This window comes from Lonepinella sp. MS14436 (assembly GCF_042470565.1).
Lineage (GTDB): Bacteria > Pseudomonadota > Gammaproteobacteria > Enterobacterales > Pasteurellaceae > Lonepinella.
This window is the reverse complement of record NZ_CP170385.1, coordinates 212,338-234,658: the sequence shown is the minus strand read 5'-3', so window position 1 is coordinate 234,658 and position 22,321 is coordinate 212,338. Positions and strand designations below refer to the sequence as shown.

At 38.6% G+C, this 22,321-nt stretch carries 24 protein-coding genes; 14 read left to right on the top strand and 10 right to left on the bottom strand.

Going from position 1 to position 22,321, the window contains the following annotated elements; translation table 11 throughout:
• Positions 1–14: 14 nt before the first annotated feature.
• From ilvD to ilvG, 3 genes are all read right to left on the bottom strand, one after another.
• Positions 15–1,850, bottom strand: coding sequence for a dihydroxy-acid dehydratase (ilvD, locus tag O1Q81_RS01190; protein WP_386697780.1), 1,836 nt, complete (start codon positions 1,848–1,850; stop codon positions 15–17).
• 127 nt (positions 1,851–1,977) lie between these two features.
• Positions 1,978–2,205, bottom strand: coding sequence for an acetolactate synthase 2 small subunit (gene ilvM, locus O1Q81_RS01185; RefSeq protein WP_386691812.1), 228 nt, complete (start codon positions 2,203–2,205; stop codon positions 1,978–1,980).
• A gap of 11 nt (positions 2,206–2,216) precedes the next feature.
• Complete coding sequence (ilvG, locus tag O1Q81_RS01180; protein ID WP_386688885.1) at positions 2,217–3,869, bottom strand: acetolactate synthase 2 catalytic subunit; 1,653 nt, start codon at positions 3,867–3,869, stop codon at positions 2,217–2,219.
• A 151-nt stretch (positions 3,870–4,020) separates the two neighbouring features.
• Between ilvG and O1Q81_RS01175 the strand changes: the two genes are divergently transcribed.
• The 4 genes from O1Q81_RS01175 (at position 4,021) to glpQ (ending at position 9,213) form a co-directional block, all read left to right on the top strand.
• Positions 4,021–4,839 carry a Cof-type HAD-IIB family hydrolase gene (locus O1Q81_RS01175; protein ID WP_386688887.1) on the top strand — a complete coding sequence of 273 codons (819 nt, stop codon included), beginning with the start codon at positions 4,021–4,023 and terminating at the stop codon, positions 4,837–4,839.
• A 190-nt stretch (positions 4,840–5,029) separates the two neighbouring features.
• Complete coding sequence (locus O1Q81_RS01170; protein WP_386697778.1) at positions 5,030–6,586, top strand: FAD-dependent oxidoreductase; 1,557 nt, start codon at positions 5,030–5,032, stop codon at positions 6,584–6,586.
• Positions 6,587–6,614: 28 nt separating this feature from the next.
• On the top strand, positions 6,615–8,054 hold the full coding sequence (gene glpT / locus O1Q81_RS01165; RefSeq protein WP_386691804.1) for a glycerol-3-phosphate transporter: 1,440 nt from the start codon (positions 6,615–6,617) through the stop codon (positions 8,052–8,054).
• A gap of 106 nt (positions 8,055–8,160) precedes the next feature.
• Positions 8,161–9,213 (top strand): glycerophosphodiester phosphodiesterase, encoded by a 1,053-nt coding sequence (gene glpQ, locus O1Q81_RS01160; protein ID WP_386698597.1) that lies wholly within the window; start codon positions 8,161–8,163, stop codon positions 9,211–9,213.
• Positions 9,214–9,301: 88 nt separating this feature from the next.
• Here the strand turns inward: glpQ and O1Q81_RS01155 are convergent, their stop codons facing one another.
• Both O1Q81_RS01155 and zapB read right to left on the bottom strand, forming a co-directional pair.
• The gene (locus O1Q81_RS01155; protein WP_386691802.1) at positions 9,302–10,063 is read right to left on the bottom strand and encodes a DeoR/GlpR family transcriptional regulator; all 762 of its coding nucleotides are present in this window, start codon (positions 10,061–10,063) and stop codon (positions 9,302–9,304) included.
• A gap of 146 nt (positions 10,064–10,209) precedes the next feature.
• Complete coding sequence (zapB, locus tag O1Q81_RS01150) at positions 10,210–10,428, bottom strand: cell division protein ZapB (protein WP_386688895.1); 219 nt, start codon at positions 10,426–10,428, stop codon at positions 10,210–10,212.
• Positions 10,429–10,601: 173 nt separating this feature from the next.
• Here zapB and glpX point away from each other — a divergent pair, with 173 nt between their 5' ends.
• Complete coding sequence (glpX, locus tag O1Q81_RS01145; RefSeq protein ID WP_386688897.1) at positions 10,602–11,615, top strand: class II fructose-bisphosphatase; 1,014 nt, start codon at positions 10,602–10,604, stop codon at positions 11,613–11,615.
• A 60-nt stretch (positions 11,616–11,675) separates the two neighbouring features.
• On the opposite strand, the gene O1Q81_RS01140 is transcribed toward glpX, so the two are convergent.
• The 4 genes from O1Q81_RS01140 to O1Q81_RS01125 form a co-directional block, all read right to left on the bottom strand.
• Positions 11,676–12,311 (bottom strand): hypothetical protein, encoded by a 636-nt coding sequence (locus O1Q81_RS01140; protein WP_386688899.1) that lies wholly within the window; start codon positions 12,309–12,311, stop codon positions 11,676–11,678.
• Between the two features lie 67 nt (positions 12,312–12,378).
• The gene (trpS, locus tag O1Q81_RS01135) at positions 12,379–13,395 is read right to left on the bottom strand and encodes a tryptophan--tRNA ligase (RefSeq protein WP_386688901.1); all 1,017 of its coding nucleotides are present in this window, start codon (positions 13,393–13,395) and stop codon (positions 12,379–12,381) included.
• Positions 13,396–13,433: 38 nt separating this feature from the next.
• Positions 13,434–14,108, bottom strand: coding sequence for a phosphoglycolate phosphatase (locus tag O1Q81_RS01130; protein ID WP_386695191.1), 675 nt, complete (start codon positions 14,106–14,108; stop codon positions 13,434–13,436).
• Between the two features lie 12 nt (positions 14,109–14,120).
• Positions 14,121–14,510 (bottom strand): RidA family protein, encoded by a 390-nt coding sequence (locus O1Q81_RS01125; RefSeq protein WP_386691798.1) that lies wholly within the window; start codon positions 14,508–14,510, stop codon positions 14,121–14,123.
• 211 nt (positions 14,511–14,721) lie between these two features.
• On the opposite strand from O1Q81_RS01125, the gene O1Q81_RS01120 reads away from it, so the two are divergent.
• The 3 genes from O1Q81_RS01120 (at position 14,722) to O1Q81_RS01110 (ending at position 17,163) form a co-directional block, all read left to right on the top strand.
• Positions 14,722–15,411: a pirin family protein gene (locus O1Q81_RS01120; RefSeq protein WP_386697776.1), complete on the top strand. Its 690-nt coding sequence runs from the start codon at positions 14,722–14,724 to the stop codon at positions 15,409–15,411.
• Positions 15,412–15,455: 44 nt separating this feature from the next.
• Positions 15,456–15,995: an NADPH-dependent FMN reductase gene (locus tag O1Q81_RS01115; RefSeq protein WP_386697775.1), complete on the top strand. Its 540-nt coding sequence runs from the start codon at positions 15,456–15,458 to the stop codon at positions 15,993–15,995.
• A 127-nt stretch (positions 15,996–16,122) separates the two neighbouring features.
• Positions 16,123–17,163: a Gfo/Idh/MocA family oxidoreductase gene (locus O1Q81_RS01110; RefSeq protein WP_386697773.1), complete on the top strand. Its 1,041-nt coding sequence runs from the start codon at positions 16,123–16,125 to the stop codon at positions 17,161–17,163.
• Positions 17,164–17,455: 292 nt separating this feature from the next.
• On the opposite strand, the gene trmL is transcribed toward O1Q81_RS01110, so the two are convergent.
• Positions 17,456–17,932: a tRNA (uridine(34)/cytosine(34)/5-carboxymethylaminomethyluridine(34)-2'-O)-methyltransferase TrmL gene (gene trmL, locus O1Q81_RS01105; protein WP_386688913.1), complete on the bottom strand. Its 477-nt coding sequence runs from the start codon at positions 17,930–17,932 to the stop codon at positions 17,456–17,458.
• A gap of 58 nt (positions 17,933–17,990) precedes the next feature.
• On the opposite strand from trmL, the gene O1Q81_RS01100 reads away from it, so the two are divergent.
• From O1Q81_RS01100 to cysE, 6 genes are all read left to right on the top strand, one after another.
• Complete coding sequence (locus tag O1Q81_RS01100; protein WP_386697771.1) at positions 17,991–18,872, top strand: virulence factor BrkB family protein; 882 nt, start codon at positions 17,991–17,993, stop codon at positions 18,870–18,872.
• Positions 18,869–19,303, top strand: coding sequence for a D-aminoacyl-tRNA deacylase (gene dtd, locus O1Q81_RS01095; RefSeq protein WP_386688917.1), 435 nt, complete (start codon positions 18,869–18,871; stop codon positions 19,301–19,303). The genes O1Q81_RS01100 and dtd overlap by 4 nt, the downstream gene beginning before the upstream one ends.
• Positions 19,304–19,381: 78 nt before the next feature.
• Positions 19,382–19,819: a rhodanese-like domain-containing protein gene (locus O1Q81_RS01090; RefSeq protein ID WP_386697770.1), complete on the top strand. Its 438-nt coding sequence runs from the start codon at positions 19,382–19,384 to the stop codon at positions 19,817–19,819.
• Between the two features lie 9 nt (positions 19,820–19,828).
• Positions 19,829–20,341, top strand: coding sequence for a protein-export chaperone SecB (secB, locus tag O1Q81_RS01085; RefSeq protein WP_386688921.1), 513 nt, complete (start codon positions 19,829–19,831; stop codon positions 20,339–20,341).
• Between the two features lie 107 nt (positions 20,342–20,448).
• Positions 20,449–21,453, top strand: coding sequence for an NAD(P)H-dependent glycerol-3-phosphate dehydrogenase (gene gpsA / locus O1Q81_RS01080; RefSeq protein ID WP_386688923.1), 1,005 nt, complete (start codon positions 20,449–20,451; stop codon positions 21,451–21,453).
• A 10-nt stretch (positions 21,454–21,463) separates the two neighbouring features.
• On the top strand, positions 21,464–22,261 hold the full coding sequence (cysE, locus tag O1Q81_RS01075; RefSeq protein ID WP_386691788.1) for a serine O-acetyltransferase: 798 nt from the start codon (positions 21,464–21,466) through the stop codon (positions 22,259–22,261).
• Positions 22,262–22,321: the final 60 nt, after the last annotated feature.

The following is a 22,321-nucleotide window of genomic DNA, read 5'->3' as shown; positions in this document are numbered from 1 at the left end:
CACCGCAGTTTTACTTATAATTTACTTTTATCTCGCACCGCACCTTTATCCGCCGATGTGGCGAAATGCCCGAATACTTTTAAGGCAAAAGACACTTCACGTTCACGGTTGGCTGGTTGCCAGCCTTTAGCATCTTGTTCCGCTCGGCGTTGGGCGAGTTCTTCATCAGATACCAATAAATGAATTCCCCGATTTGGAATATCAATTTCAATCTTATCGCCGTCACGCACTAAACCAATCGCACCACCTGATGCGGCTTCTGGAGAACAGTGACCAATAGATAAACCTGATGTGCCACCAGAAAAACGTCCGTCAGTTAATAAGGCACAGGCTTTACCTAAGCCCATGGATTTTAAATAGCTGGTTGGATAAAGCATTTCTTGCATACCTGGTCCGCCTTTTGGACCCTCGTAACGAATAATCACAATATGCCCTGCTTTGACTTTACCGCCTAAAATGCCTGCTACCGCATCTTCTTGGCTTTCAAATACAATGGCTTCACCCGTGAAATTCCAAATAGACTCATCGACACCAGCAGTTTTGACAATACAACCATCTTGAGCAATATTACCGAACAACACTGCCAAGCCACCTTCTTTAGTAATGGCATGTTCTTTGTTTCGAATACAACCATTTTCACGGTCATCATCTACGCTGTCCCAACGGCAATCTTGTGAAAAAGCCTGCGTAGTACGAATACCCGCAGGTCCTGCTCGATAGAATTTTAATAATTCAGGATCACGGTTGCGGATAATATCATATTGATTAAGCTGTTCTTCAAGGGTTAAACCTAACACCGTTTTGGTATGACGATGAATTAAACTTGCTCGATCTAATTCACCCACTAAACCCATAATACCGCCTGCACGATGTACGTCTTCCATGTGGTATTTATTGGTATTCGGGGCAATTTTGCTTAAACAAGGCACCTTGCGAGAAAGACGGTCAATATCCGCCATAGTAAAATCTACCCCGGCTTCTTGTGCAGTGGCTAATAAATGTAATACCGTATTACTGGAACCGCCCATGGCAATATCTAAACTCATGGCGTTTTCAAAGGCATCAAAGGTGGCAATGGAACGTGGTAGCACGCTTTCATCATCTTGTTCATAATAACGTTTACATAGCTCCACAATTTGACGACCTGCTTTTAAGAATAATTCCTTACGGTCAGCGTGAGTGGCTAAACAAGAGCCATTCCCAGGTAAACTCAAACCGAGTGCTTCGGTTAAACAGTTCATGGAGTTCGCCGTGAACATACCTGAACAAGATCCACAGGTTGGGCAGGCACTACGTTCAATGGCATCAATACGCTCATCACTGACATTTGGATCAGCGGCTTCGATCATCGCATCTACTAAGTCCAAACGAATTAATTGATCAGATAATTTGGTTTTGCCTGCTTCCATTGGACCGCCAGACACAAAAATCGCAGGGATATTTAACCGCATGGCAGCCATTAACATCCCTGGGGTGATTTTGTCGCAGTTAGAAATACACACCATAGCATCGGCACAGTGAGCGTTTACCATATATTCTACGCTGTCGGCAATTAAATCTCGGCTTGGCAACGAATACAGCATACCGCCATGTCCCATTGCGATGCCATCATCTACCGCAATAGTATTAAATTCTTTCGCCACCCCACCTGCTTTTTCAATTTCTGCCGCCACTAATTGCCCTAAATCTTTTAAATGCACATGACCGGGGACAAACTGGGTAAAGGAATTAACCACAGCAATAATCGGTTTACCGAAATCGCCCTCTTTCATACCAGTAGCACGCCATAAGGAACGTGCGCCTGCCATATTGCGACCCTGTGTTGAAGTCGCTGAACGTAATTTAGGCATAGATAATCTCTCCAAAAATAATTTTACTGCTAATTTAAAATTTGTCGGGACGGGCTAATGTGTCCTCCCTAAAATTCCACTCCGTTTTTAACGAGCGGACACATCGGTCCACCACTACGGAAAAATCTTACTCACAAGTTACATCAACCACATCATGTAACTTAGTTAATTGATTGATCAATAAATGAATCTCTCGTTGGCTAGTCAGATGAATATCAAGCCAAACTTTGCCATTTTCGAGTTTCATTGTTAATTGTGTTACCGTATAACCACGCAGACGGATCACACGTAAAATACGTTCTAGTACTTCTGGGCTATGGTTGGCAACAATGGTTAATTCGTTTAATAACATCATCTACTCCACATCTAATTATCTAACATATCCGCATTGCAAGCACCGGGTGGTACTAACGGCCAAACATTATCTTCTGGTGGAATACAAACGTGCAAGAAATAAGCGGTTGGCGATTGTAATAAACGATCTAACGCCGCATTCACCTCGCTGGCTTTTTCAATACGTTCCCCTGCAATATCAAAGGCTTTTGCTAAAGTAACAAAATCAGGATTATCATCTAAAATAGTTGAACTATGGCGAGCATTAAAAAACAACGATTGCCATTGTCGCACCATGCCTAAACGTTGATTATCCAACAGCACAATTTTAACTGGAACATGGTAAGACTTCACTGCACCAAGTTCCTGAATATTCATCATAATTGAACCATCACCCGTGACTAAAATGACTTCATCTTGTGGACGGGCTTTTTTCGCCCCGATAGCTGCGGGCAAACCAAAACCCATAGTGCCGAAACCAGCCGAAGTAATAAAATTCTCAGGTGCATAATAATCAATATGTTGAGCCGACCACATTTGATGTTGTCCCACGTCGGTAACGATAATATCCGTTGGTGCTTTTTTATCAGAAATCTCATGTAATAACCAAGTAGGATTGATGCAATATTCCCCTTGATTTTTCCCATAAGTAAAATCAAATTGTTGTTTTAACTGATTAATTTTGTCACGCCAAGGTTGAATCGCTAATGCTTGGCTCAAGCCTTGAATTACCTGAATCAAGTCCCCTTGCAAAGCCACATCGGCACGGCGTAATTTATGAATTTCTGCAGCATCAATATCCGCATGAATCACTTTGGCATGGGGAGCAAAGGTGTCTAATTTACCTGTCACTCGGTCATCAAATCTCGCCCCCAGCACCACCAGTAAATCCGCTTCTTGCACCGCTAAATTCGCTGCTTTGGTACCGTGCATGCCAATCATGCCCATATAATAGGGGGTATTGGCTGGAATAGCACCTAAACCCTTTAAAGTGGAAATGCTTGGAATTTGAGTTATTTCAATGAATTGACGTAATGCCGCCGTGGCATTTGCCATACCGACTCCACCACCGATATACAGCACAGGTTTCTGTGAATTTTTTAATAATTGCACCGCACTTTCAAGTTTTTCAGGGTGAATTTTTTTCGCCACAAGTGCTGGATAAACTAACGGTTTAGCCTCTGTTGGGGCAAGTTGAATATCACGTGGAATATCCACTAATACAGGACCAGGACGACCACTACGGGCAATTTGAAAGGCTTTCGCCATAATTTCGGGTAATTCTTCCACCGATTGCACAATAAAACTGTGTTTGGTACAAGCCAACGATAACCCCAATACATCAGCTTCCTGAAAGGCATCTGTGCCAATTAAATGGCTTGCCACTTGACCTGTAATTGCGACTACAGGAATGCTGTCCATAAACGCATCACCTAACCCCGTCACTAGGTTTGCTGCTCCAGGTCCAGAAGTGGCAATACACACGCCTACGGTACCATTTCCCAAGGCTCTCGCATAGCCAATCGCTTCCATCGCCGCCCCTTGTTCATTGCGACAAAGAAAATGTTCAATGCCACAATCATAAAGTGCATCATAAGTTGGCATAATCGCCCCACCTGGGTAGCCAAACACGATGTTGACACCCTGAGCTTTCAGACATTCTGTAACTAATCTTGCTCCATTCATTGTTGTACCTGCAAATTCGTTATTGTTTTAGCGTAATCTGCTTCATTATAACGATCTTTCTTATTATTCCTACTATTTATTCATCAAAGTGCGGTCATTTTTTGGTGATTTTTGCTATAATTTTAAAAAATACCAGATTTAAGGATAAAAAATGCAAAACTTGCCTTTCCGTGCTGTGGTGTCCGATATGGACGGTACATTATTGAATGCTCATCATGTTGTCGGAGAATTTAGCACTGCCACCCTTGAAAAAGTTGCCGATAAAAATGTGGATATTATACTCGCCACAGGGCGTGGCTATCCAGATGTCGCCTTTATTTTAAATGAAATGCAGATTGAAAATGCTGCCATGATCACCTCAAACGGTGCGGAAGTGCATAATTTACAAGGGGATTTAATTTACAGCAATTATCTGCCCGAACAACTGGCTTTCGAGATTATGCAAGAACCCTTCGACCCAAAAAATATCTGTTTAAACAGCTATCAAGGGACGGAATGGTTTATTAATATTGATGTTCCCGAACTTAACAAATACCACAAACAAAGTGGTTTTACCTATCAAGTGGTGGATTTCGCTCAACATCATGCAAGAAACACGCAAAAAATCTTTTTTATCGGACGTACATTACAAGATTTATTACCTTTAGAGCAACACCTAAAAGAAAAATATGGTGATCAAACGACCATTATTTATTCCACGCCACAATGCCTAGAAGTGATGAATAAAAATGTCTCAAAAGCCACCGCACTTGCAGAGCTATTAAAGCAACGTGACTACGAATTATCGCAATGTATTGCTTTTGGTGACGGCATGAACGATCTCGACATGCTAACGGAAGTTGGCAAAGGTTGTATCATGGCAAATGCTGATCCGAGATTACTCACTGCCTTACCTGATTTAGAACGAATCGGATTGAATAAAGATGAATCAGTAGCCAGTTATTTGCGAGCAGTGTTTAGGGTTTTTTAGTCACTGTATTTGTATTAATACCCATTCATAAATTGAGCGTTTTATACCATTCTTCTAATGCAAGCAATTTTTATTGAGTAAAAACGAAAATTATTGTGATCTTTGTCACAAATTCGAAATGATGATATTTCTTTTCCGAAAAAGATAGCGTATTTTATCTTTGTGTTTTGACATTGGGGAGAATCTCATTATGAATCGAAATAAAAATTTACAACAAGCCAAAACAGACCGCGAATGGGATGTCGTGATTATTGGTGGTGGTGCTACAGGGTTAGGTATTGCTGTTGATGCCGCCAGTCGTGGTTTTTCTACCTTGTTATTAGAGAGAGTTGATTTTGCTAAAGGCACATCCAGCCGCAGTACCAAATTGGTACATGGCGGGGTGCGTTATTTAGCCCAAGGCGACATCGCTTTAGTACGAGAAGCCTTACGTGAACGTGGCAGACTCAGCAAAAACGCACCGCACTTATTCAAAAGTGAAACCTTTGTGATTCCAGGTGAAAAATGGTGGACGGCATATTATTATACCTTTGGACTGTGGTTATATGACCGTTTATCTGGTGATCTCAGTATTGGACATACCCGTTATTTAAACAAAAGCCAAGCCAATCAATCATTAAAAGGGGTCAAACCTGAAAAATTAAATAATGGTGTTTGCTATTATGATGGTCAATTTGATGATGCACGTTTAGCCGTTAATCTTGCTCAAACCGCGATTGAACAAGGTGCTTCTTTAGTCAATTATTGTGAAGTGGTTGGTTTGGATAAAAATACAACGGGTAAGATTTGTGGTGTACAAGCGAGAGATGTGTTGAGTGGCGAAAGTTTTGCTGTAAGAGCAAAATGTGTTATCAATGCGACAGGGGTCTTTACCAATGAAATCAACAGAATGGATAACCCTGATGAAATGGACGGTATCGTTCCAAGCCAAGGTATCCATATTGTGATTGATCGGGAATTTTTACCGAATGAGTCAGCTTTAATGGTGCCAAAGACATCCGATGGACGGGTTTTATTCGCTGTACCTTGGCATGATAAATTAGTAGTCGGTACAACCGACACGTTAGTGAAAAATGCGGAATATGAACCTCGTCCGTTAGAGCAGGAAGTGGAATTTATTTTACAAACTGCCAAAGATTATTTCGTCAAAGCACCAACTCGTGCAGATGTGCGTAGCGTATTTGTGGGCTTGCGTCCATTAGCAGCACCGAAAGGGGAAAATAAAAGTACCAAAGAAGTATCACGCAGTCATAAAATTCATATCAGTTCTTCTGGGTTGGTGGATATTATTGGTGGCAAATGGACAACCTATCGTCAAATGGCAGAAGATGCTTTAGATGCGGCGATGAAAGCCAATATTCTACCTAAAAAACAATGTGTGACTACGGATCTCAAAATTCATGGACATCATCCAGCAGATATGAACAGCCACCTTGGTTTTTATGGCAGTGACCGTACATATATTGAACAGCTTGCAGCTAGTGACAGCAAATTAGGTAGCCGAATTCATCCAGATTATCCATTCCTTTATGCCGAAGCATTATGGGCGGTACGCGAAGAAATGGCACAAACCTTGGAAGATGTGTTAGCTCGCCGCATTCGTTTGTTATTTTTAGATGCAAGAGCAGCCTCAGCCGTGGCAGAAGATGTGGCAAATTATATTGCCCCTGAATTAAATAAAAATGCAGATTGGGTGGAACAACAAGTCAGCGAGTTCCGTCAGTTATGTAAACAATATCATTTCTAATACTCTTTAATCACATAGGAGAAACATTATGTTTGGTCCATTTAAACCTGCACCGCATATTGCGGAATTACCCGCAGACAAAGTTGACGCAAGATATAAACAATTACGTTGGCAAGTCTTTGCTGGGATTTTCTTTGGTTATGCCGCTTATTATTTCGTGCGTGGTAACTTTGATTTAGCCCAAAAAGGATTAATTGAAGCAGGTATGTACAATAAAGCTGAGTTGGGATTTATTGGTTCAGCATTAGGTTTGGCATACGGTTTATCTAAATTCGTGATGGCGGGAATGTCTGATCGCTCGAATCCGAAAGTGTTTTTACCATTTGGTTTGTTTTTATCTGGTCTTTGCATGGTGTGTATGGGCTTAATGCCTTGGGCAACATCGGGTGTGATGATTATGTTTGCTCTCATTTTCTTAAATGGTTGGTTTCAAGGTATGGGGTGGCCTCCGTGCGGTCGTACAATGGTGCATTGGTGGTCTAAATCCGAACGTGGAACAATCGTGTCTATTTGGAATACCGCACATAACTTAGGCGGTATGGTGCCTGGGGCAATGGTATTATTAGCGAGTGCGATTTATTTTAATACGCACGGTGTACAAGCTACAGCGAAAGACGTGTGGCAACAAACCCTGTACTATCCTGGTATCGCTGCTATCGTAGTTTCATTCATCATTTACTTTGTGATGAAAGACACCCCACAATCTTGTGGTTTACCGTCTATCGAAAAATGGCGTAATGACTATCCAGATAACTATGATGAAAAAACCAACGAACAAGAATTAACCACTAAAGAAATTTTCGTGACTTATGTGTTGAAAAACAAATTGTTATGGTATATCGCGATCGCAAATGTGTTCGTCTATTTAATTCGTTATGGTGTATTAAAATGGTCGCCAGTGTATCTCGGCGAAGTCAAACACTTTAATATTAAAGGTACAGCTTGGGCGTACACTATTTATGAATTAGCTGCGATCCCTGGTACGTTATTATGCGGTTGGGTATCAGACAAAGTGTTCAAAGGTAAACGTGGTTTAACTGGATTTATCTTTATGATTTTAACCACCATTGCAGTGGTTGCCTTATGGAAAAATCCAGCTACACCAGAAGCAGAATTAGCTAACTATGCCAACTGGTATGAAAATCCGTATCAATTAACCGACTTTATTTTAATGACCACTGTTGGTTTCTTAATCTATGGTCCTGTCATGTTAATCGGCTTACACGCCCTTGAACTTGCACCGAAAAAAGCCGCTGGTACTTCCGCAGGTTTTACAGGTTTATTCGGTTATCTTGGCGGTACTGTTTCCGCTTCAGCGATCGTTGGTTGGGCAGCAGAATACTACGGTTGGGACGGCGGTTTCTATGTGATGATCACAGGTGGTGTTTTAGCTATTATCTTACTCTTTATCGTAATGGTCGAAGAAGGTAAACACAAAGCAAGATTAGCGGATCACTATGGTAAATAATTAATTTCATGTATTAAGGAACGATACAATATATCGTTCCTTAGTTTTATCAATAAAGATAAGGAGATTTCCAATGAAACTAAGCAAACTAACTTTAGCATTAGCTATGTCAACCTTTATTGGGTTAGTAAACCCTATTCAAGTGCAAGCGGCAGATCACTCTCAAAATAAGATTGTTATCGCTCACCGTGGGGCGAGTGGCTACTTACCTGAACATACTTTAGAATCAAAGGCGTTGGCTTTCGCTCAAAAGGCAGATTATTTAGAACAAGATCTTGCGATGACAAAAGACAATCGTTTGATTGTTATTCATGACCATTTTTTAGATGGTTTGACTGATGTTGCGAAAAAATTTCCTGACCGTCATCGTCCTGATGGTCGTTACTACGTGATTGATTTTACCTTAGATGAAATTCAAAGCCTGAATATGACCGAGAATTTTAAAGTAGAAAATGGTAAACAAGAACAGGTTTACCCAAATCGTTTCCCTATGTGGAAATCCCATTTTAAAATTCATACTTTCGAAGATGAACTAGAATTTATCCAAGGTTTGGAAAAATCAACAGGTAAAAAAGTAGGCATTTATCCTGAAATCAAAGCCCCTTGGTTTCATCATCAAAATGGCAAAGATATTGCACTTGAAGTATTAAATGTATTGAAAAAATACGGTTATACGCATAAATCCGATCCTATTTATTTACAGACTTTTGATTTTAATGAATTAAAACGTATTAAAAATGAATTAATGCCAAAACTGGGTATGGATTTAAAATTGGTTCAACTAGTGGCTTATACCGACTGGCACGAAACCGAAGAAAAGGACAATCAAGGTCAATGGGTCAATTATAATTATGATTGGATGTTTAAATCGGGTGCTATGCAAGAAATTGAGAAATATGCAGACGGAGTCGGACCAGGTTGGTATATGTTGGTGGACGATAAAACATCTAAATTAGGTGATATTAAATTAACCCCAATGGTACAAGATATTGCCAAAACGAAATTAGAACTTCACCCTTATACGGTTCGTAAAGATGCCTTACCTGAATTTTTTAGTGATGTTAATCAGATGTATGATGCGTTATTAAATAAATCGGGGGCAACAGGGGTATTTACGGATTTTCCAGATACAGCGGTGGAATTTTTACATCGTAAATAGTCTAATCTGATAAAAAGATAAGCTAATATGAATAGAGGTATAGTCGATTTAGAAAATAGAACTATTTTTTCTACTATGCCTCATTTTATTACTCTTGCCCCAGAATGATCGTCACATCGGACAACGCCAACCGTTCCTTAATAGACGGTGGCAAAAGTCCATCTGTCACAAAATAATCCACATCAGTTAAGTTTCCCAATTTTACCATAGCATGTCGATTAAATTTAGAGTGATCGGATACCAGCAAGGTTTGGCGTGAATTTTCGATAATCGCACGTTTTACTTGTACTTCGTGGTAATCGTAATCTAATAAAGAGCCGTCTAAATCAATGCTACTAATGCCTAAAATGCCGAAATCTAAACGGAATTGCGAAATAAACGCTACGGTGGCTTCGCCAATAATACCACCGTCTTGACGTAATGTTCCCCCTGCCATGGTGATATGGAAACTGTCGTTTTTCATTAAAATGTGGGCAGCGTTGATATTATTCGTTACGATACGTAAATCTTTATGGCTTAACAACGCATTTGCTACGGCTTCGGCGGTAGTACCAATGTCAATAAATAATGATGAACCATTAGGAATCAGCTTTGCCGCGGCTTGGGCGATTTTATTTTTTTCTTGCGATAGAAATTCTTTACGATCGGCATAATCACTATTTTCTGCGGAAGAAGGATGTGCCGCACCGCCGTGGTGACGGCGAATAAGATCTTGTTCTGCTAGGGTATTTAAATCTCGCCGAATAGTTTGTGGACTCACGTTTAAAATATCGACTAATTCTTCCGTGCTTACATAGCCTTCTTGTTTAACCAGATCGATAATTTTCTGATGACGAACAGATTGTTTCATGGTGATTATCCTTATTACCTTTCACAATATTGCTGAATAAACGCTATTTTACCATTTTTGCGGTATATTTTGGTCTATGGGGGTTTTGTGATAGCTTGATAAAAATAAGGCAAACTATAAGTTTGCCCATTATTCTGTAAATAGAATTATACGTTATCAATTTGTCCCAACAATGAACGTAAACGTTCTTGCCAGCTATCGTGTTCCATTTTTAATTGCTCGTTTTCATTGCGTAACGCATCATAGGCTTGTTGAGCTTGTTGATTTCTGTCTTTTAATTCTTCTACTTCTAATTGAAGTAATTGAATAGTTTCAACTGCTTGTCGGATTTTGCCTTCTAACTGATCTAAAATTTCTAATGACATAATAAATTCCTTTCAAAAATAACGTGAGAGTATGCCAGTTATTCTACCCATATATGCTAGGTTTTAAAAGTAGCAAATGAGAAAAAATAGTTATTACTGCGAATTTTTTAATACAAGGCTTAATGCAGGTGCTAAAATAAAGGAAATTTTATTTAATAATAAGGAACTGTAAAATGAACAGATTATTAGCCATTGAGTTTTCTCGTATTACCGAAGCGGCAGCCTTAGCCGCTTTTGCTTGGTTAGGACGTGGTGACAAAAATGCGGCAGATGATGCGGCGGTGAAAGCCATGCGTTTTATGCTCAATCAAATGGAAATGGATGCGGAAGTGGTGATTGGTGAGGGCGAAATTGATCAAGCACCGATGTTGTATATCGGTGAAAAATTAGGGACTGGCAAAGGTGAACAGATCGCCATTGCAGTTGACCCGATTGATGGTACAAGAATGACCGCAATGGGACAATCTAATGCTATTTCTGTATTAGCAGCAGGTGGTAAACAAACCTTTTTACGAGCACCAGATATGTATATGGAAAAATTGGTTGTCGGTGCGGAAATGAAAGGAATGATCGATTTATCTTTACCGATTGAACAAAACCTACGCCGAGTGGCACAAAAATTAGGTAAATCTATGAGCCAAGTGACGGTAATGGTATTAGCTAAACCACGTCATGATCAAGTGATTAAAAAAATTCAGCAACTGGGTGCCAGAGTATTAGCTATTCCTGATGGAGATGTGGCAGGTGCATTATTATGTTGTTTACCTGATGGCGGTGTCGATATGCTATACGGTATCGGTGGAGCCCCTGAGGGAGTAGTAACCGCAGCAGCAGTGCGTGCGTTAGGTGGTGATATGCAAGCACGTTTATTACCACGTAATCAGGTTAAGGAAGATACTCCAGAAAATCAAAAAATAGCAGAAGATGAAATTCGTCGTTGTACACAAAATGGTATAGCGGTTAATCAAATTTTACGTTTAGAAGATTTAGCCAAAGATGATAATTTAGCTTTTGTCGCTACAGGAATTACCAATGGTGAACTATTAAAAGGGATTCAACGTAAAGGTAATCTTGCTATCACTGAAACCTTGTTAATTCGAGGTAAATCTCGCACGATTCGTCGTATCCAGTCAACCCATTATTTAGATCGTAAAGACGCAGAAATTTATGATTTAATTGGGGAATAAAGATAAAAGCTCGCCCCATATTTTTCAATGGGGCGAGCGTTGTTGTACTGCCAAAAGTCCTTACTTGATTAATTCACTAAATGTCAGCTCATAATTATCGCCATCACGAGTATATTTTAAATAACGTGGAAATTGTTCGTCTTGATATTTTTTGACCATAATATCCTTATCACCTGTTTTAAAGGTATAGGTTAGTTCTTTTATGGCTCGACCTGACACTGTGATATTTTGTTCGCTTTTTTTCACGAAAACATTATTCATTGGATAAAGTTTTTTGCCATTAGTAATGATGAAATTGGTGGGTAATTTATCATAATAAGTTAATTGGAATGCCATGGTAAATAAATCATAAACAGGCATACTTACACTTTCGGTTTTTAATCCACTTTTTACTTTACCGTATTCAATTTGTTTACCATTGATTTTTGCCAATGCGTAGGTGTTTTTATTGCGAGTATCTTTGTAATTAAACATGGTGAAATTACGGCTATCGTGTGTACCTGATGAAATAAATTGAATGTTATAAAGCGGTACATTAATTTTGGCATTAATAGAATAATTTGCCCCATTCTCACTAAAATGCACATACGCTGGCATTAAGTAGTTGGAACTGTATTTGATATTGTAATCCACCGCTTGAGCAAGGCTAGCAGTCGTTAAAGCACAAAGTGCGGTAATAAATTTAAGAATTTTCATGTTTGCTCCTAAAAATTAAGGCGTGAGTTATCACACCTTAATTTAGACTATAATTTACTACAAAAGTTTATTGGGCGGGTACAAACCCGATGGCTTGGTAAACGCTGGCTAAGGTGTTGGCTGCACGTTCACGGGCTTTTTTTGCACCTTCCGATGCAATTTGATTTAACAAGGTTTCATTATTACGATAATGATAAAAACGCTCTTGTAACTCAGTTAACATGCTGACTACGTTTTCTGCTACCGCCCCTTTTAAATGACCATACATTTTACCTTCAAATTCTTTTTCTAAATCCGCAATCGGCACATCACGAATCACGGAAAGAATCTCTAATAAGTTCGATACCCCCGCTTTATTTTGTAAATCATAACGTACCACAGGCGGTTCTTCGCCATCGGTCATAGCTCGTTTGATTTTTTTCTCAACAGATTTTGGATCTTCCAACAAGGTAATCACGTTATTGCGGTTTTCATCGGATTTTGACATTTTCTTAGTAGGATCTTGCAATGCCATCACTTTTGCCCCTGCTTTTGGAATAAAGGCTTCTGGTACTACAAATAATTCCCCTTTTTCATTTGGATATAAAGCATTAAAACGTTGTGCAATATCACGCGTGATTTCAAGGTGTTGACGTTGGTCTTCGCCCACGGGGACTTGGTTGGCTTGATATAATAAAATATCCGCCGCCATTAATACAGGATAAGTAAATAAGCCCACATTCACATTTTCAGCGTATTTACTGGATTTATCTTTGAATTGCGTCATACGGCTCATTTCACCAAAATAGGTGTAACAATTTAATACCCATGCTAATTGCGTATGTTCAGGTACATGAGATTGCACAAAGATGGTGCTTTTTTCTGGGTCGATGCCACAGGCCAAATAGAGTGCAAGCACGTCTAAAGTGGCTTTACGTAATTTATCAGGATCTTGACGAACGGTAATAGCGTGCAAATCCACGATACAGAACAGACAATCGAAGTCATCTTGCATTTTGACCCATTGACGTAATGCACCGAGATAGTTTCCAATAGTTAATTCACCTGATGGCTGAACGCCACTTAATACAACTGGTTTAGTCATTTTTTGTTCCTTAAAACTTGCTATTTTTGTACCGCAGTTTAAACGATTTTTAGAATATCCGCAAAGTCATCAAATACCCATTCAGGGTGGCTTTCTGCAATCGGAATGTTGTAATTATAGCCGTAGGTTAAGCCTACTGCTGCACAGCCAGCATTGTGAGCGGCGAGAATGTCATTGCGAGAATCCCCTACAAATAACATCTGGTGTGGATAAAAACCAAATTTACCACATAAATAATAAAGTGGTGCTGGATGCGGTTTAATCGCTGGTAAAGATTGACCGCCTAAGGTTTCACTAAATAAATGGTCAATAGCAAAGGCTTTTAATACAGGTTGAACGTGTTTAGTTGGTTTATTGGTTACTACAGCCAACACAAACCCACGAGCTTTTAACTGTTCTAAAGTGGTTTTTACATTCGGATATAAACGACTCACATTACACAAATTTTCACCGTAATAAAAATTAAACCGCAGTTTTAATTGCTGGATTTGCTGTTCGTCTAGTGGTTTACCAGTTTGTTGCATAGCCCAATCCAAAGCTCGGCTAATTAATACATCTGCACCATTACCAATCCAAGTGAGTACTAGGCTTTCTTCTGCTAGTGGAAAATTAAATTCCGCTAAAGCAGAATTTACCGAAAGTGCTAAATCAGGCAGGCTATTGACTAGAGTACCGTCTAAATCAAAGCCGATAAGTTTAAATTGTGATGCCATAATCTTTACCACTTATTTTCTAACCGCAATGGCTTCAATTTCTAAGCCAACATCTTTTGGTAAACGAGCTACTTCAACACAAGAACGAGCAGGGAAAGTCGGGTGATTATTTTCTTGGAAGAAACGTTCGTATTCTGTATTAACGGCAGCAAAATGGTTAAGATCCTTTACAAAAACAGTGGTTTTTACAATATCGCTAACCGTTAATCCTGCTTGCTCGACAATCGCTTTAATATTTTCTAACGATTGACGTGTTTGAGCCACAATGTCCGTTGCAATTTCCCCTGTGGCTGGATTGACAGGAATTTGTCCTGAAGTCAGCACTAAATTACCTAAATCCACAGCTTGTACATAAGGTCCTATGGCTGCGGGTGCTTTATCTGTATGAATAACTGTGGTCATAATAAATTTCCTTTTCTTCTATATTGTGACGTTATTTATCATTCTACACAAAAAAAACGAAAAAAAATACCGCACTTTGTCGTGGTCAAAGGGTTATTTATGCTCTTATACTTTACTTTTAATTAATAATGTTTCAATAAATGAGATATTTATCTCATAATAAATAACAGTTAAACTTACCCTTATAAATCTAATTGGAGAACAACATTATATGTTACAAATAAGATACGCAAAGGAACGTGGTGACGGTTCATTTGATTGGTTAGAAAGCTATCATACTTTTTCTTTTGGTAGTTATTATGATCCCAACTATATTCATTTTTCCCATTTACGAGTAATTAATGAAGATTTTATTGCTCCAGTACGTGGTTTTGGTAAACATCCCCACGATAATATGGAAATTTTGACTTATGTACTAAACGGGCGTGTGGCTCACCAAGATAGTATGGGTAATCAGACCGAAGTAAAAGCGGGTGAATTTCAGATTATGTCGGCTGGTAGTGGGATTTTTCATTCAGAAATTAATCCAGATGAAAAAGAAACCTTGCATTTATATCAAATTTGGATCATTCCAAATCAGAAAAATATTACCCCAAGATATGCACAGGGTAAATTTGAGGATAAACAAGGTGGAACTTTAATTTTATCCCCAGATGCCAGTGACGGGTCTTTTAAAATTTATCAGGATATGAAATTATGGCGTTATCAACTGGCAGCTAACCGTACTGAAGAAATTAGCCTAAATTCTCACCGCAGTTATTGGTTGCAAGTGGTTAAAGGAAAACTAACTATCAATGGGGTTGAGTTAAATACCAGTGATGCGTTAGGGATCAAAGCAGAACAAGAGTTGAAAATTAAAACAGACAGTGAAGTGGAATTTTTACTGTTTGATTTGGTCTAAACTTAGGTCTAAGATAAAAAATACATTTTAAGAGGAAAATTATTATGGCAAAACAAATTGCAGTATTAGTAGGAAGTAATAGCAAAACTTCATTTAACCAAATCGTGGCTAAGTATTTAAAAGCTATCGCACCAACCAGCATTCAACTAAATTTCTTGGAAATTGCGGATCTTCCGCTATATAACCGTGATTTAGACGACAATAGCCCAGCACAATATGTCCGTTTTCGTAAACAAATTAGCGAAGCAGATGGGATTTTATTTGTAAGCCCAGAACATAACGGTAGTACTCCAGCAGTATTAAAAAATGCTGTGGATATTGGTTCTCGCCCATCAGGTGAAAGCCTATGGATCGGTAAACCTGCTGGTATTGTGACCGTGACAGCAACTGACGGTGCTGGTGTAACGGCAAGTTTAAAAGCCTTAGTCACAGCTCATTATGTGAACATGAAATTGTTACCAAACGTGGCACAAGTGCCAGGAATTTTCGGTGGTGTATTTAATGAGCAAGGTGAAATTGCTTCTGAAGATGTGAAACAAAAATTACAAAAATTCATTAATGAGTATGCGGATTTTGTGCAATAATTTGTATTCTCTGCACTAACGTACAGGGCTATGAATAGTAACGATGCTCCGCATCTTTTCTAGCCACAGCGTGGCGTAATATGCTTAACCCCGTATGTAAATATGGGGTCTTTTACTAGGAAAAATCATGAAATCCATTAATGTCGCTATTGCGGGTAGCGGTTATTCTGCTCGCCTTTTCCATATCCCCTTTTTTAAATCCGATCCACGTTTCCAAATCCGTAAAGTGTATGAGCGTTCTACTGAACGAGCCAAAGCATGGTTGCCTGATGTGCAAATTGTGCGAGATTACGCAGAATTATTAACTGATGAGATCGATCTGGTGGTGATTACTACGCCAAATCAAACCCATTATGCTATGGTGAAACAAGCTATTTTAGCGAAAAAAAATGTGTTGGTAGAAAAGCCGTTAGTGGCAACTGCACAACAAGCGTTAGAGTTAAGCGAGTTAGCTAAACAACATAATATTACTTTGTATGTTTATCAAAACCGCCGTTGGGATAGTCATATCGCTACCGCAAAAGAAATTTTACAAAAAGGGTTAATCGGTGAACCCGTGGATTGTGAAATCCGTATGGAACGTTATGCTAAAAGTAAAAATCCGAAACAATGGAAAGAAACGGGCGAACAAGGCACAGGCTTGATGTATGATTTAGGTGTACATTTAATTGATCAGGCGGTGTATTTATTTGGCAAACCACAAGCGGTATTTGCGGATATTCGTTCGCAGCATGAAGATTCTGTGGTAGATGATAATTTTGATGTACATTTATACTATGCCAGCGGTTTAAAAGTATCGCTGATTGCGAGTAAATATGTTCGAGAAACTAACGTACAATTCGCCTTGCATGGTAAACTAGGTTCTTACCTTAAGGCGAAAGCCGATCAGCAAGAAAATCTGTTAATCAACGGTATTGTTCCCGTGGGGAATTGGAATGCTGAGAGTGAAGAATCGTGGGGTATTTTACATACTGAACAAGATAACCAAGTTGTGCGTTATGCTTATCCAAATGTAGCAACCAGTTATCGAGCGTTATTTGATAATCTTTATGCAAATATTACGGAAAGAGCACCGCAGTTAGTCAGCCTAGAGCAGGTTATTTTGGTATTAAATATCATTGAAAAGGCATTTGAGAGTGCAAAACTTGATCAAAAAATAGCAATTTAATTGAGAAATTGATCGAATTATGGCGTTTATTTGCTCAACTGTAAAAATAAATTTCTTTAAAATTGCATTTAAAATCAATAATCTTTACTTTAGCTTTACAATTTTGTGATTTACAGAGAAAAGATTTTCCTTATAATTCAACTCATATCTTACAGGTGTGGGGACACTTTATGTAGGGTATGTTTAGGATACTAAGGGATTTGTTATTCTCTTATTGGAAAGCAATTAAAGTTAAAAATGCGATGAAAAATATTATAATTTCTCATTGCATTTTTTTTGCTCGTTATATTTCTCAGCGTGTTAAATTCACTGCACCTTGATAACCTAATTGTCGCCAAGCCTCATAAACCGCTACAGCTACAGAGTTTGATAAATTCATACTACGACTGTTTTCCGTCATAGGAATACGAATTTTTTGTTCCATTGGCATATTGTTTAAAATTGACATGGGAATTCCCCTTGTTTCTGGTCCGAACATCAAATAATCACCTAATTCAAACCGCACTTCACTGTGTGCAGGGCTTCCTTTGGTCGTCATTGCAAATAATCGTTTAGGTTGCTCCGTTTGCAAAAATTGTTCAAAGGTTTTATGTTTTTTGATTTCGGCGAATTCATGATAATCTAAGCCAGAACGGCGTAATCTTTTATCGTCCCAAGTAAAACCAAGCGGTTCAATTAAATGTAATCGGAAACCAGTGTTGGCACATAAACGAATGATGTTACCTGTATTTTGTGGAATTTCTGGTTCATATAAAACAATATCTAACATAATAATTCTCAGTTTAGAAATAATGGCAAATTGTACCGCAGTTTAGAGGAAAAATCTTATGAAAAAAAATGATCAGTTTTTAACGTCTATTTGGTTATTTTTGAATGTTTTTTGGCAACGTTTTCAACAAAATAAACTGACCCAAGCAGCAGGGTCACTCACTTATAGCACCACTTTAGCCATTGTACCGTTAGTCATGGTGATATTTGCTATTTTTTCTGCTTTTCCGATGTTTAATGAAATGACGGATTCATTAAAGCAATTTATTTTTACTAATTTTGCCCCCTCTGCGAGTGATGTTGTAGGACAGTATATTGATGAATTTGTTAATAATTCCAAACAGATGAGTGCGGTAGGGGTGGTTAGTTTAATTGTAGTGGCATTAATGCTAATCAAGTCTATTGATCAAACCCTTAATGATATTTGGCGAGCCAAGAATCGTAGTCTGGTGTTTTCTTTCGCTATTTATTGGACGATCTTAACTCTTGGACCCATTTTTATTGGTGCAAGTATTGCTATTTCTAGCTATATTGCTTCCTTTAAATTATTTAATGACGGGATTAATTTGCCTTTTGGCTTAAAATTATTGGCGTTTGTCCCCTTTTTGTTAACTTGGTTAAGTTTTTCACTGATTTATTTATTGGTGCCTAATCAAAAAGTGTATTGGCAACACGCCGCCGCAGGAGCGTTAATTGCTGCCGTATTTTTTACTTTGGGCAAACAAGCCTTTGCTTGGTATATTACCACTTTCCCTTCTTATCAGTTAATTTATGGGGCAATGGCAACCTTACCGATCATGCTATTATGGATGTGGTTAAGCTGGACATTTATTTTATTGGGGGCTCAATTAGCAGCGGTATTAGATGATATGCGGTTGATTAAATCAGGCGAATTGAATTTACACGAAATTAGCCAAAAAATTAAGGAAAAACAAGCATGATTGGATTGATTCAACGAGTGAGCCAAGCCAAAGTCGAAGTGGATAACCAAATTGTCGGAGAGATTGGCAACGGATTATTAGTATTACTTGGGGTAGAAAAACAAGATAATCAGAGCAAAGCCGACAAATTAGTGGAAAAAGTGCTGAATTATCGAGTGTTTACGGACGCTGACGGTAAAATGAATTTAAATGTTCAACAAGCTGGTGGAGAATTATTAGTGGTATCACAATTTACCCTTGTTGCAGATACTCAAAAAGGGTTGCGTCCTAGTTTTTCTAAAGGAGCAACACCAGAAATGGCAGATGAATTATATCAATATTTTGTTAAAAAGTGCGGTGAAAAAATTCAAGTTTCTACAGGGCAATTTGCAGCAGATATGCAAGTCAGCTTAACCAATGATGGACCTGTCACTTTTTGGTTGAATGTGTAATTAAAATTAGTTTTTGCAACAAGCTGAAAGTCGGTTATACTTAGCACCTACTTTTATTTATTTTCATTTGAGAACAATATGGAAGAATTTATGCCTTTGGCAGCTCAATTTGCCAAAAACCATACCTTGTTAGTGGTTGCTTGGGTCGCTGTTTTTGTAGCAACCATTTATGTATTCGTCAAATCTGCTTTAAGTAAAGTGAAATTAGTCAATAATTCACAAGCTGTTGCGTTAATCAATAATAAAGATGCAGTGGTGATCGATTTACGCAGTATTGATGAATTTAAACGTGGTCATATCATTAATAGCAAACAATTTTTGCCAACTGATATTAAAAAACATAATTTAGGCAAAATAGAACAACATAAAGAAATGCCGATCATTTTAGTTTGTGCTACAGGTGCCGTTGCCAATACTTCTGCGGAGATCTTGTCTAAACAAGGCTTTGTTGAAGTATATGTATTACAAGAAGGCATTGCTGGTTGGAATGCTGCCAATTTACCATTAGTGAAATAAGGATTTTATATGACTGAAGAAACTCAAAACCCAGTTCAACAACCGTCAGAACAAGCTCAACCTGAAGCTGTTTTTCAAATTCAACGTATTTATGTAAAAGATGTGTCTTTTGAAGCACCGAATTTACCACAAATTTTCCACCAAGAATGGAAACCAAATTTAAGCTTTGATTTAAGCACTGAAGCTAAACAATTAGGTGATGATTTATATGAAGTAGTGTTAAACATTTCTGCTGAAACCACCTTAGAAGACAGCAAAGAAGTGGCATTTATTTGTGAAGTCAAACAAGCGGGTGTATTTAGTATCAGCGGTTTAGAAGATATGCAAATGGCACATTGTTTAACTTCACAATGCCCAAATATGTTGTTCCCTTATGCTCGTGAATTAATTTCTAGCTTAGTGAATCGTGGTACATTCCCTGCATTAAATCTTGCTCCAGTAAATTTTGATGCGTTGTTTATGGAACATTTACGCCGCATTGAGCAGGAAGAACAACAATCTGAACAACCAACTGCTCATTAATTATTGTTAATGAATTAAAGGTTGTTTTAGTCGAACATATCAACCAAAACAACCGCTGTTCCGAATGAGCATCTCTGTTTGAGATGCTTTTTTCTAAGGATTTGTATATGACCATTCAAACTCCGATTAGCGTATTGGGAGCGGGTTCCTACGGTACATCTTTAGCGATTGCCTTTTCTCGCAATGATTTCCCTACTTATCTGTGGGGACATAATGTTGAGCATTGCCGCCAGTTGGAAAAAGAACGACAAAATGCTCGTTTTTTACCAAATATTATGTTTCCATCCGCATTACATATAGAAGAAGATCTTGAAACTGCGGTGCAAAAATCACGAGATTTATTAATTGTTGTACCTAGTCATGTTTTTGCCGATGTGATTGACCAAATTAAACCGTATTTACGTCCAGATAGCCGTATTGCGTGGGCGACCAAAGGTTTAGAGCGAGATACAGGTCGCTTACTACAAACGGTTATTCAAGAAAAATTAGGTAATCATTATCCTTTAGCAATTTTATCTGGACCAACTTTTGCCAAGGAACTCGCCGCTGGTTTACCGACTGCAATTTCGTTAGCCGCTAATGATCAGCAATTCGCCGTTGAACTGCAAAATCGTATTCATTGTAGTAAACATTTTCGTGTCTATTTAAATCAAGACATGATTGGTGTGCAACTGGGCGGTGCGATTAAAAATGTTATTGCGATTGCCGCAGGTATTTCAGATGGCATCGGATTTGGTGCAAATGCCCGTACCGCCTTGATTACTCGTGGTATTGCGGAAATCAGTCGTTTAGGCGTATCATTGGGAGCGAACCCCAATACGTTTATGGGAATGTCTGGCTTAGGCGATTTAGTGTTAACCTGTACTGACAACCAATCTAGGAATCGTCGCTTTGGTTTAATGTTAGGGCAAGGTGTTTCAGCAGAACAAGCAATGAATGAAATTGGTCAAGTAGTTGAGGGTTATTACAATACTAAAGAGGCGGTATTATTAGCCGCAAGACAAGGTGTTGAAATGCCGATTACTGAACAAATGTACCAAGTATTATTTCATCATAAAAACGCCAAAGATGCCGCTATGGCATTATTAAGTCGTGAGAAGAAAGAAGAATAAGGAGTAATTTATGTTAAATGATGTATGGCATAAAATTCGTGATGAAGCGAAAGAATTAGTCGATCATGAACCTATGTTAGCCAGTTTCTTTCATTCTACGATTTTAAAGCATAAAAATTTAGGCAGTGTATTAAGCTATATTCTTGCTAATAAATTAGCTACTGCCAATATGCCTGCGATTACTTTACGTGAGATCATTGAAGAAGTTTATCAATCTCAACCAAGTATTATTGAAAGTGCCGCCTGTGATATTAACGCTGTGCGTCAACGTGACCCTGCGGTAGCATTGTTATCCACACCGTTGCTTTATCTGAAAGGTTTTCACGCCATTCAAAGTTACCGCATTACTCATTATTTATGGAAAAATAACCGTCGTTCACTTGCCATTTATTTACAAAATCAAATTTCAGTCGCTTTTGATGTGGATATTCACCCTGCGGCAAAAATTGGCTGTGGCATTATGTTTGACCATGCCACTGGCATTGTGGTAGGTGAAACAGCTGTAATTGAAAATGATGTGTCCATTTTACAAGGTGTTACCTTAGGTGGTACTGGGAAAGAATCAGGCGATCGTCACCCAAAAATCCGTGAAGGTGTAATGATTGGTGCGGGAGCCAAAATTCTTGGCAATATTGAAGTGGGTAAATACGCCAAAATCGGTGCCAATTCCGTGGTATTACAGCCTGTGCCAGAATATGCTACTGCTGCTGGCGTTCCAGCTCGGATTATCGGTAAAGATAAAGATGCCAAACCAGCCTTTGATATGAATCAGTATTTTATTGATGATGCGGAAATGCTGAATATTTAATGGGCTTTTTGCTGAAATGTGTTTCTACCTGATTAACACCAAGTAGAAACACATGATCTT

What these genes read in the sequence shown, in the direction of transcription:
- ilvD (WP_386697780.1), bottom strand. Translation starts at nt 1,850, where the DNA reads ATGCCTAAATTACGTTCAGCGACTTCAACACAGGGTCGCAATATGGCA.
- O1Q81_RS01115 (WP_386697775.1), top strand. Translation starts at nt 15,456, where the DNA reads ATGGCAAAACAAATTGCAGTATTAGTAGGAAGTAATAGCAAAACTTCA.
- ilvM (WP_386691812.1), bottom strand. Translation starts at nt 2,205, where the DNA reads ATGATGTTATTAAACGAATTAACCATTGTTGCCAACCATAGCCCAGAA.
- trpS (WP_386688901.1), bottom strand. Translation starts at nt 13,395, where the DNA reads ATGACTAAACCAGTTGTATTAAGTGGCGTTCAGCCATCAGGTGAATTA.
- O1Q81_RS01170 (WP_386697778.1), top strand. Translation starts at nt 5,030, where the DNA reads ATGAATCGAAATAAAAATTTACAACAAGCCAAAACAGACCGCGAATGG.
- O1Q81_RS01110 (WP_386697773.1), top strand. Translation starts at nt 16,123, where the DNA reads ATGAAATCCATTAATGTCGCTATTGCGGGTAGCGGTTATTCTGCTCGC.
- glpT (WP_386691804.1), top strand. Translation starts at nt 6,615, where the DNA reads ATGTTTGGTCCATTTAAACCTGCACCGCATATTGCGGAATTACCCGCA.
- O1Q81_RS01155 (WP_386691802.1), bottom strand. Translation starts at nt 10,063, where the DNA reads ATGAAACAATCTGTTCGTCATCAGAAAATTATCGATCTGGTTAAACAA.
- ilvG (WP_386688885.1), bottom strand. Translation starts at nt 3,869, where the DNA reads ATGAATGGAGCAAGATTAGTTACAGAATGTCTGAAAGCTCAGGGTGTC.
- gpsA (WP_386688923.1), top strand. Translation starts at nt 20,449, where the DNA reads ATGACCATTCAAACTCCGATTAGCGTATTGGGAGCGGGTTCCTACGGT.
- glpQ (WP_386698597.1), top strand. Translation starts at nt 8,161, where the DNA reads ATGTCAACCTTTATTGGGTTAGTAAACCCTATTCAAGTGCAAGCGGCA.
- dtd (WP_386688917.1), top strand. Translation starts at nt 18,869, where the DNA reads ATGATTGGATTGATTCAACGAGTGAGCCAAGCCAAAGTCGAAGTGGAT.
- O1Q81_RS01130 (WP_386695191.1), bottom strand. Translation starts at nt 14,108, where the DNA reads ATGGCATCACAATTTAAACTTATCGGCTTTGATTTAGACGGTACTCTA.
- O1Q81_RS01175 (WP_386688887.1), top strand. Translation starts at nt 4,021, where the DNA reads ATGCAAAACTTGCCTTTCCGTGCTGTGGTGTCCGATATGGACGGTACA.
- secB (WP_386688921.1), top strand. Translation starts at nt 19,829, where the DNA reads ATGACTGAAGAAACTCAAAACCCAGTTCAACAACCGTCAGAACAAGCT.
- cysE (WP_386691788.1), top strand. Translation starts at nt 21,464, where the DNA reads ATGTTAAATGATGTATGGCATAAAATTCGTGATGAAGCGAAAGAATTA.
- O1Q81_RS01125 (WP_386691798.1), bottom strand. Translation starts at nt 14,510, where the DNA reads ATGACCACAGTTATTCATACAGATAAAGCACCCGCAGCCATAGGACCT.
- trmL (WP_386688913.1), bottom strand. Translation starts at nt 17,932, where the DNA reads ATGTTAGATATTGTTTTATATGAACCAGAAATTCCACAAAATACAGGT.
- zapB (WP_386688895.1), bottom strand. Translation starts at nt 10,428, where the DNA reads ATGTCATTAGAAATTTTAGATCAGTTAGAAGGCAAAATCCGACAAGCA.
- O1Q81_RS01100 (WP_386697771.1), top strand. Translation starts at nt 17,991, where the DNA reads ATGAAAAAAAATGATCAGTTTTTAACGTCTATTTGGTTATTTTTGAAT.
- O1Q81_RS01120 (WP_386697776.1), top strand. Translation starts at nt 14,722, where the DNA reads ATGTTACAAATAAGATACGCAAAGGAACGTGGTGACGGTTCATTTGAT.
- O1Q81_RS01090 (WP_386697770.1), top strand. Translation starts at nt 19,382, where the DNA reads ATGGAAGAATTTATGCCTTTGGCAGCTCAATTTGCCAAAAACCATACC.
- O1Q81_RS01140 (WP_386688899.1), bottom strand. Translation starts at nt 12,311, where the DNA reads ATGAAAATTCTTAAATTTATTACCGCACTTTGTGCTTTAACGACTGCT.
- glpX (WP_386688897.1), top strand. Translation starts at nt 10,602, where the DNA reads ATGAACAGATTATTAGCCATTGAGTTTTCTCGTATTACCGAAGCGGCA.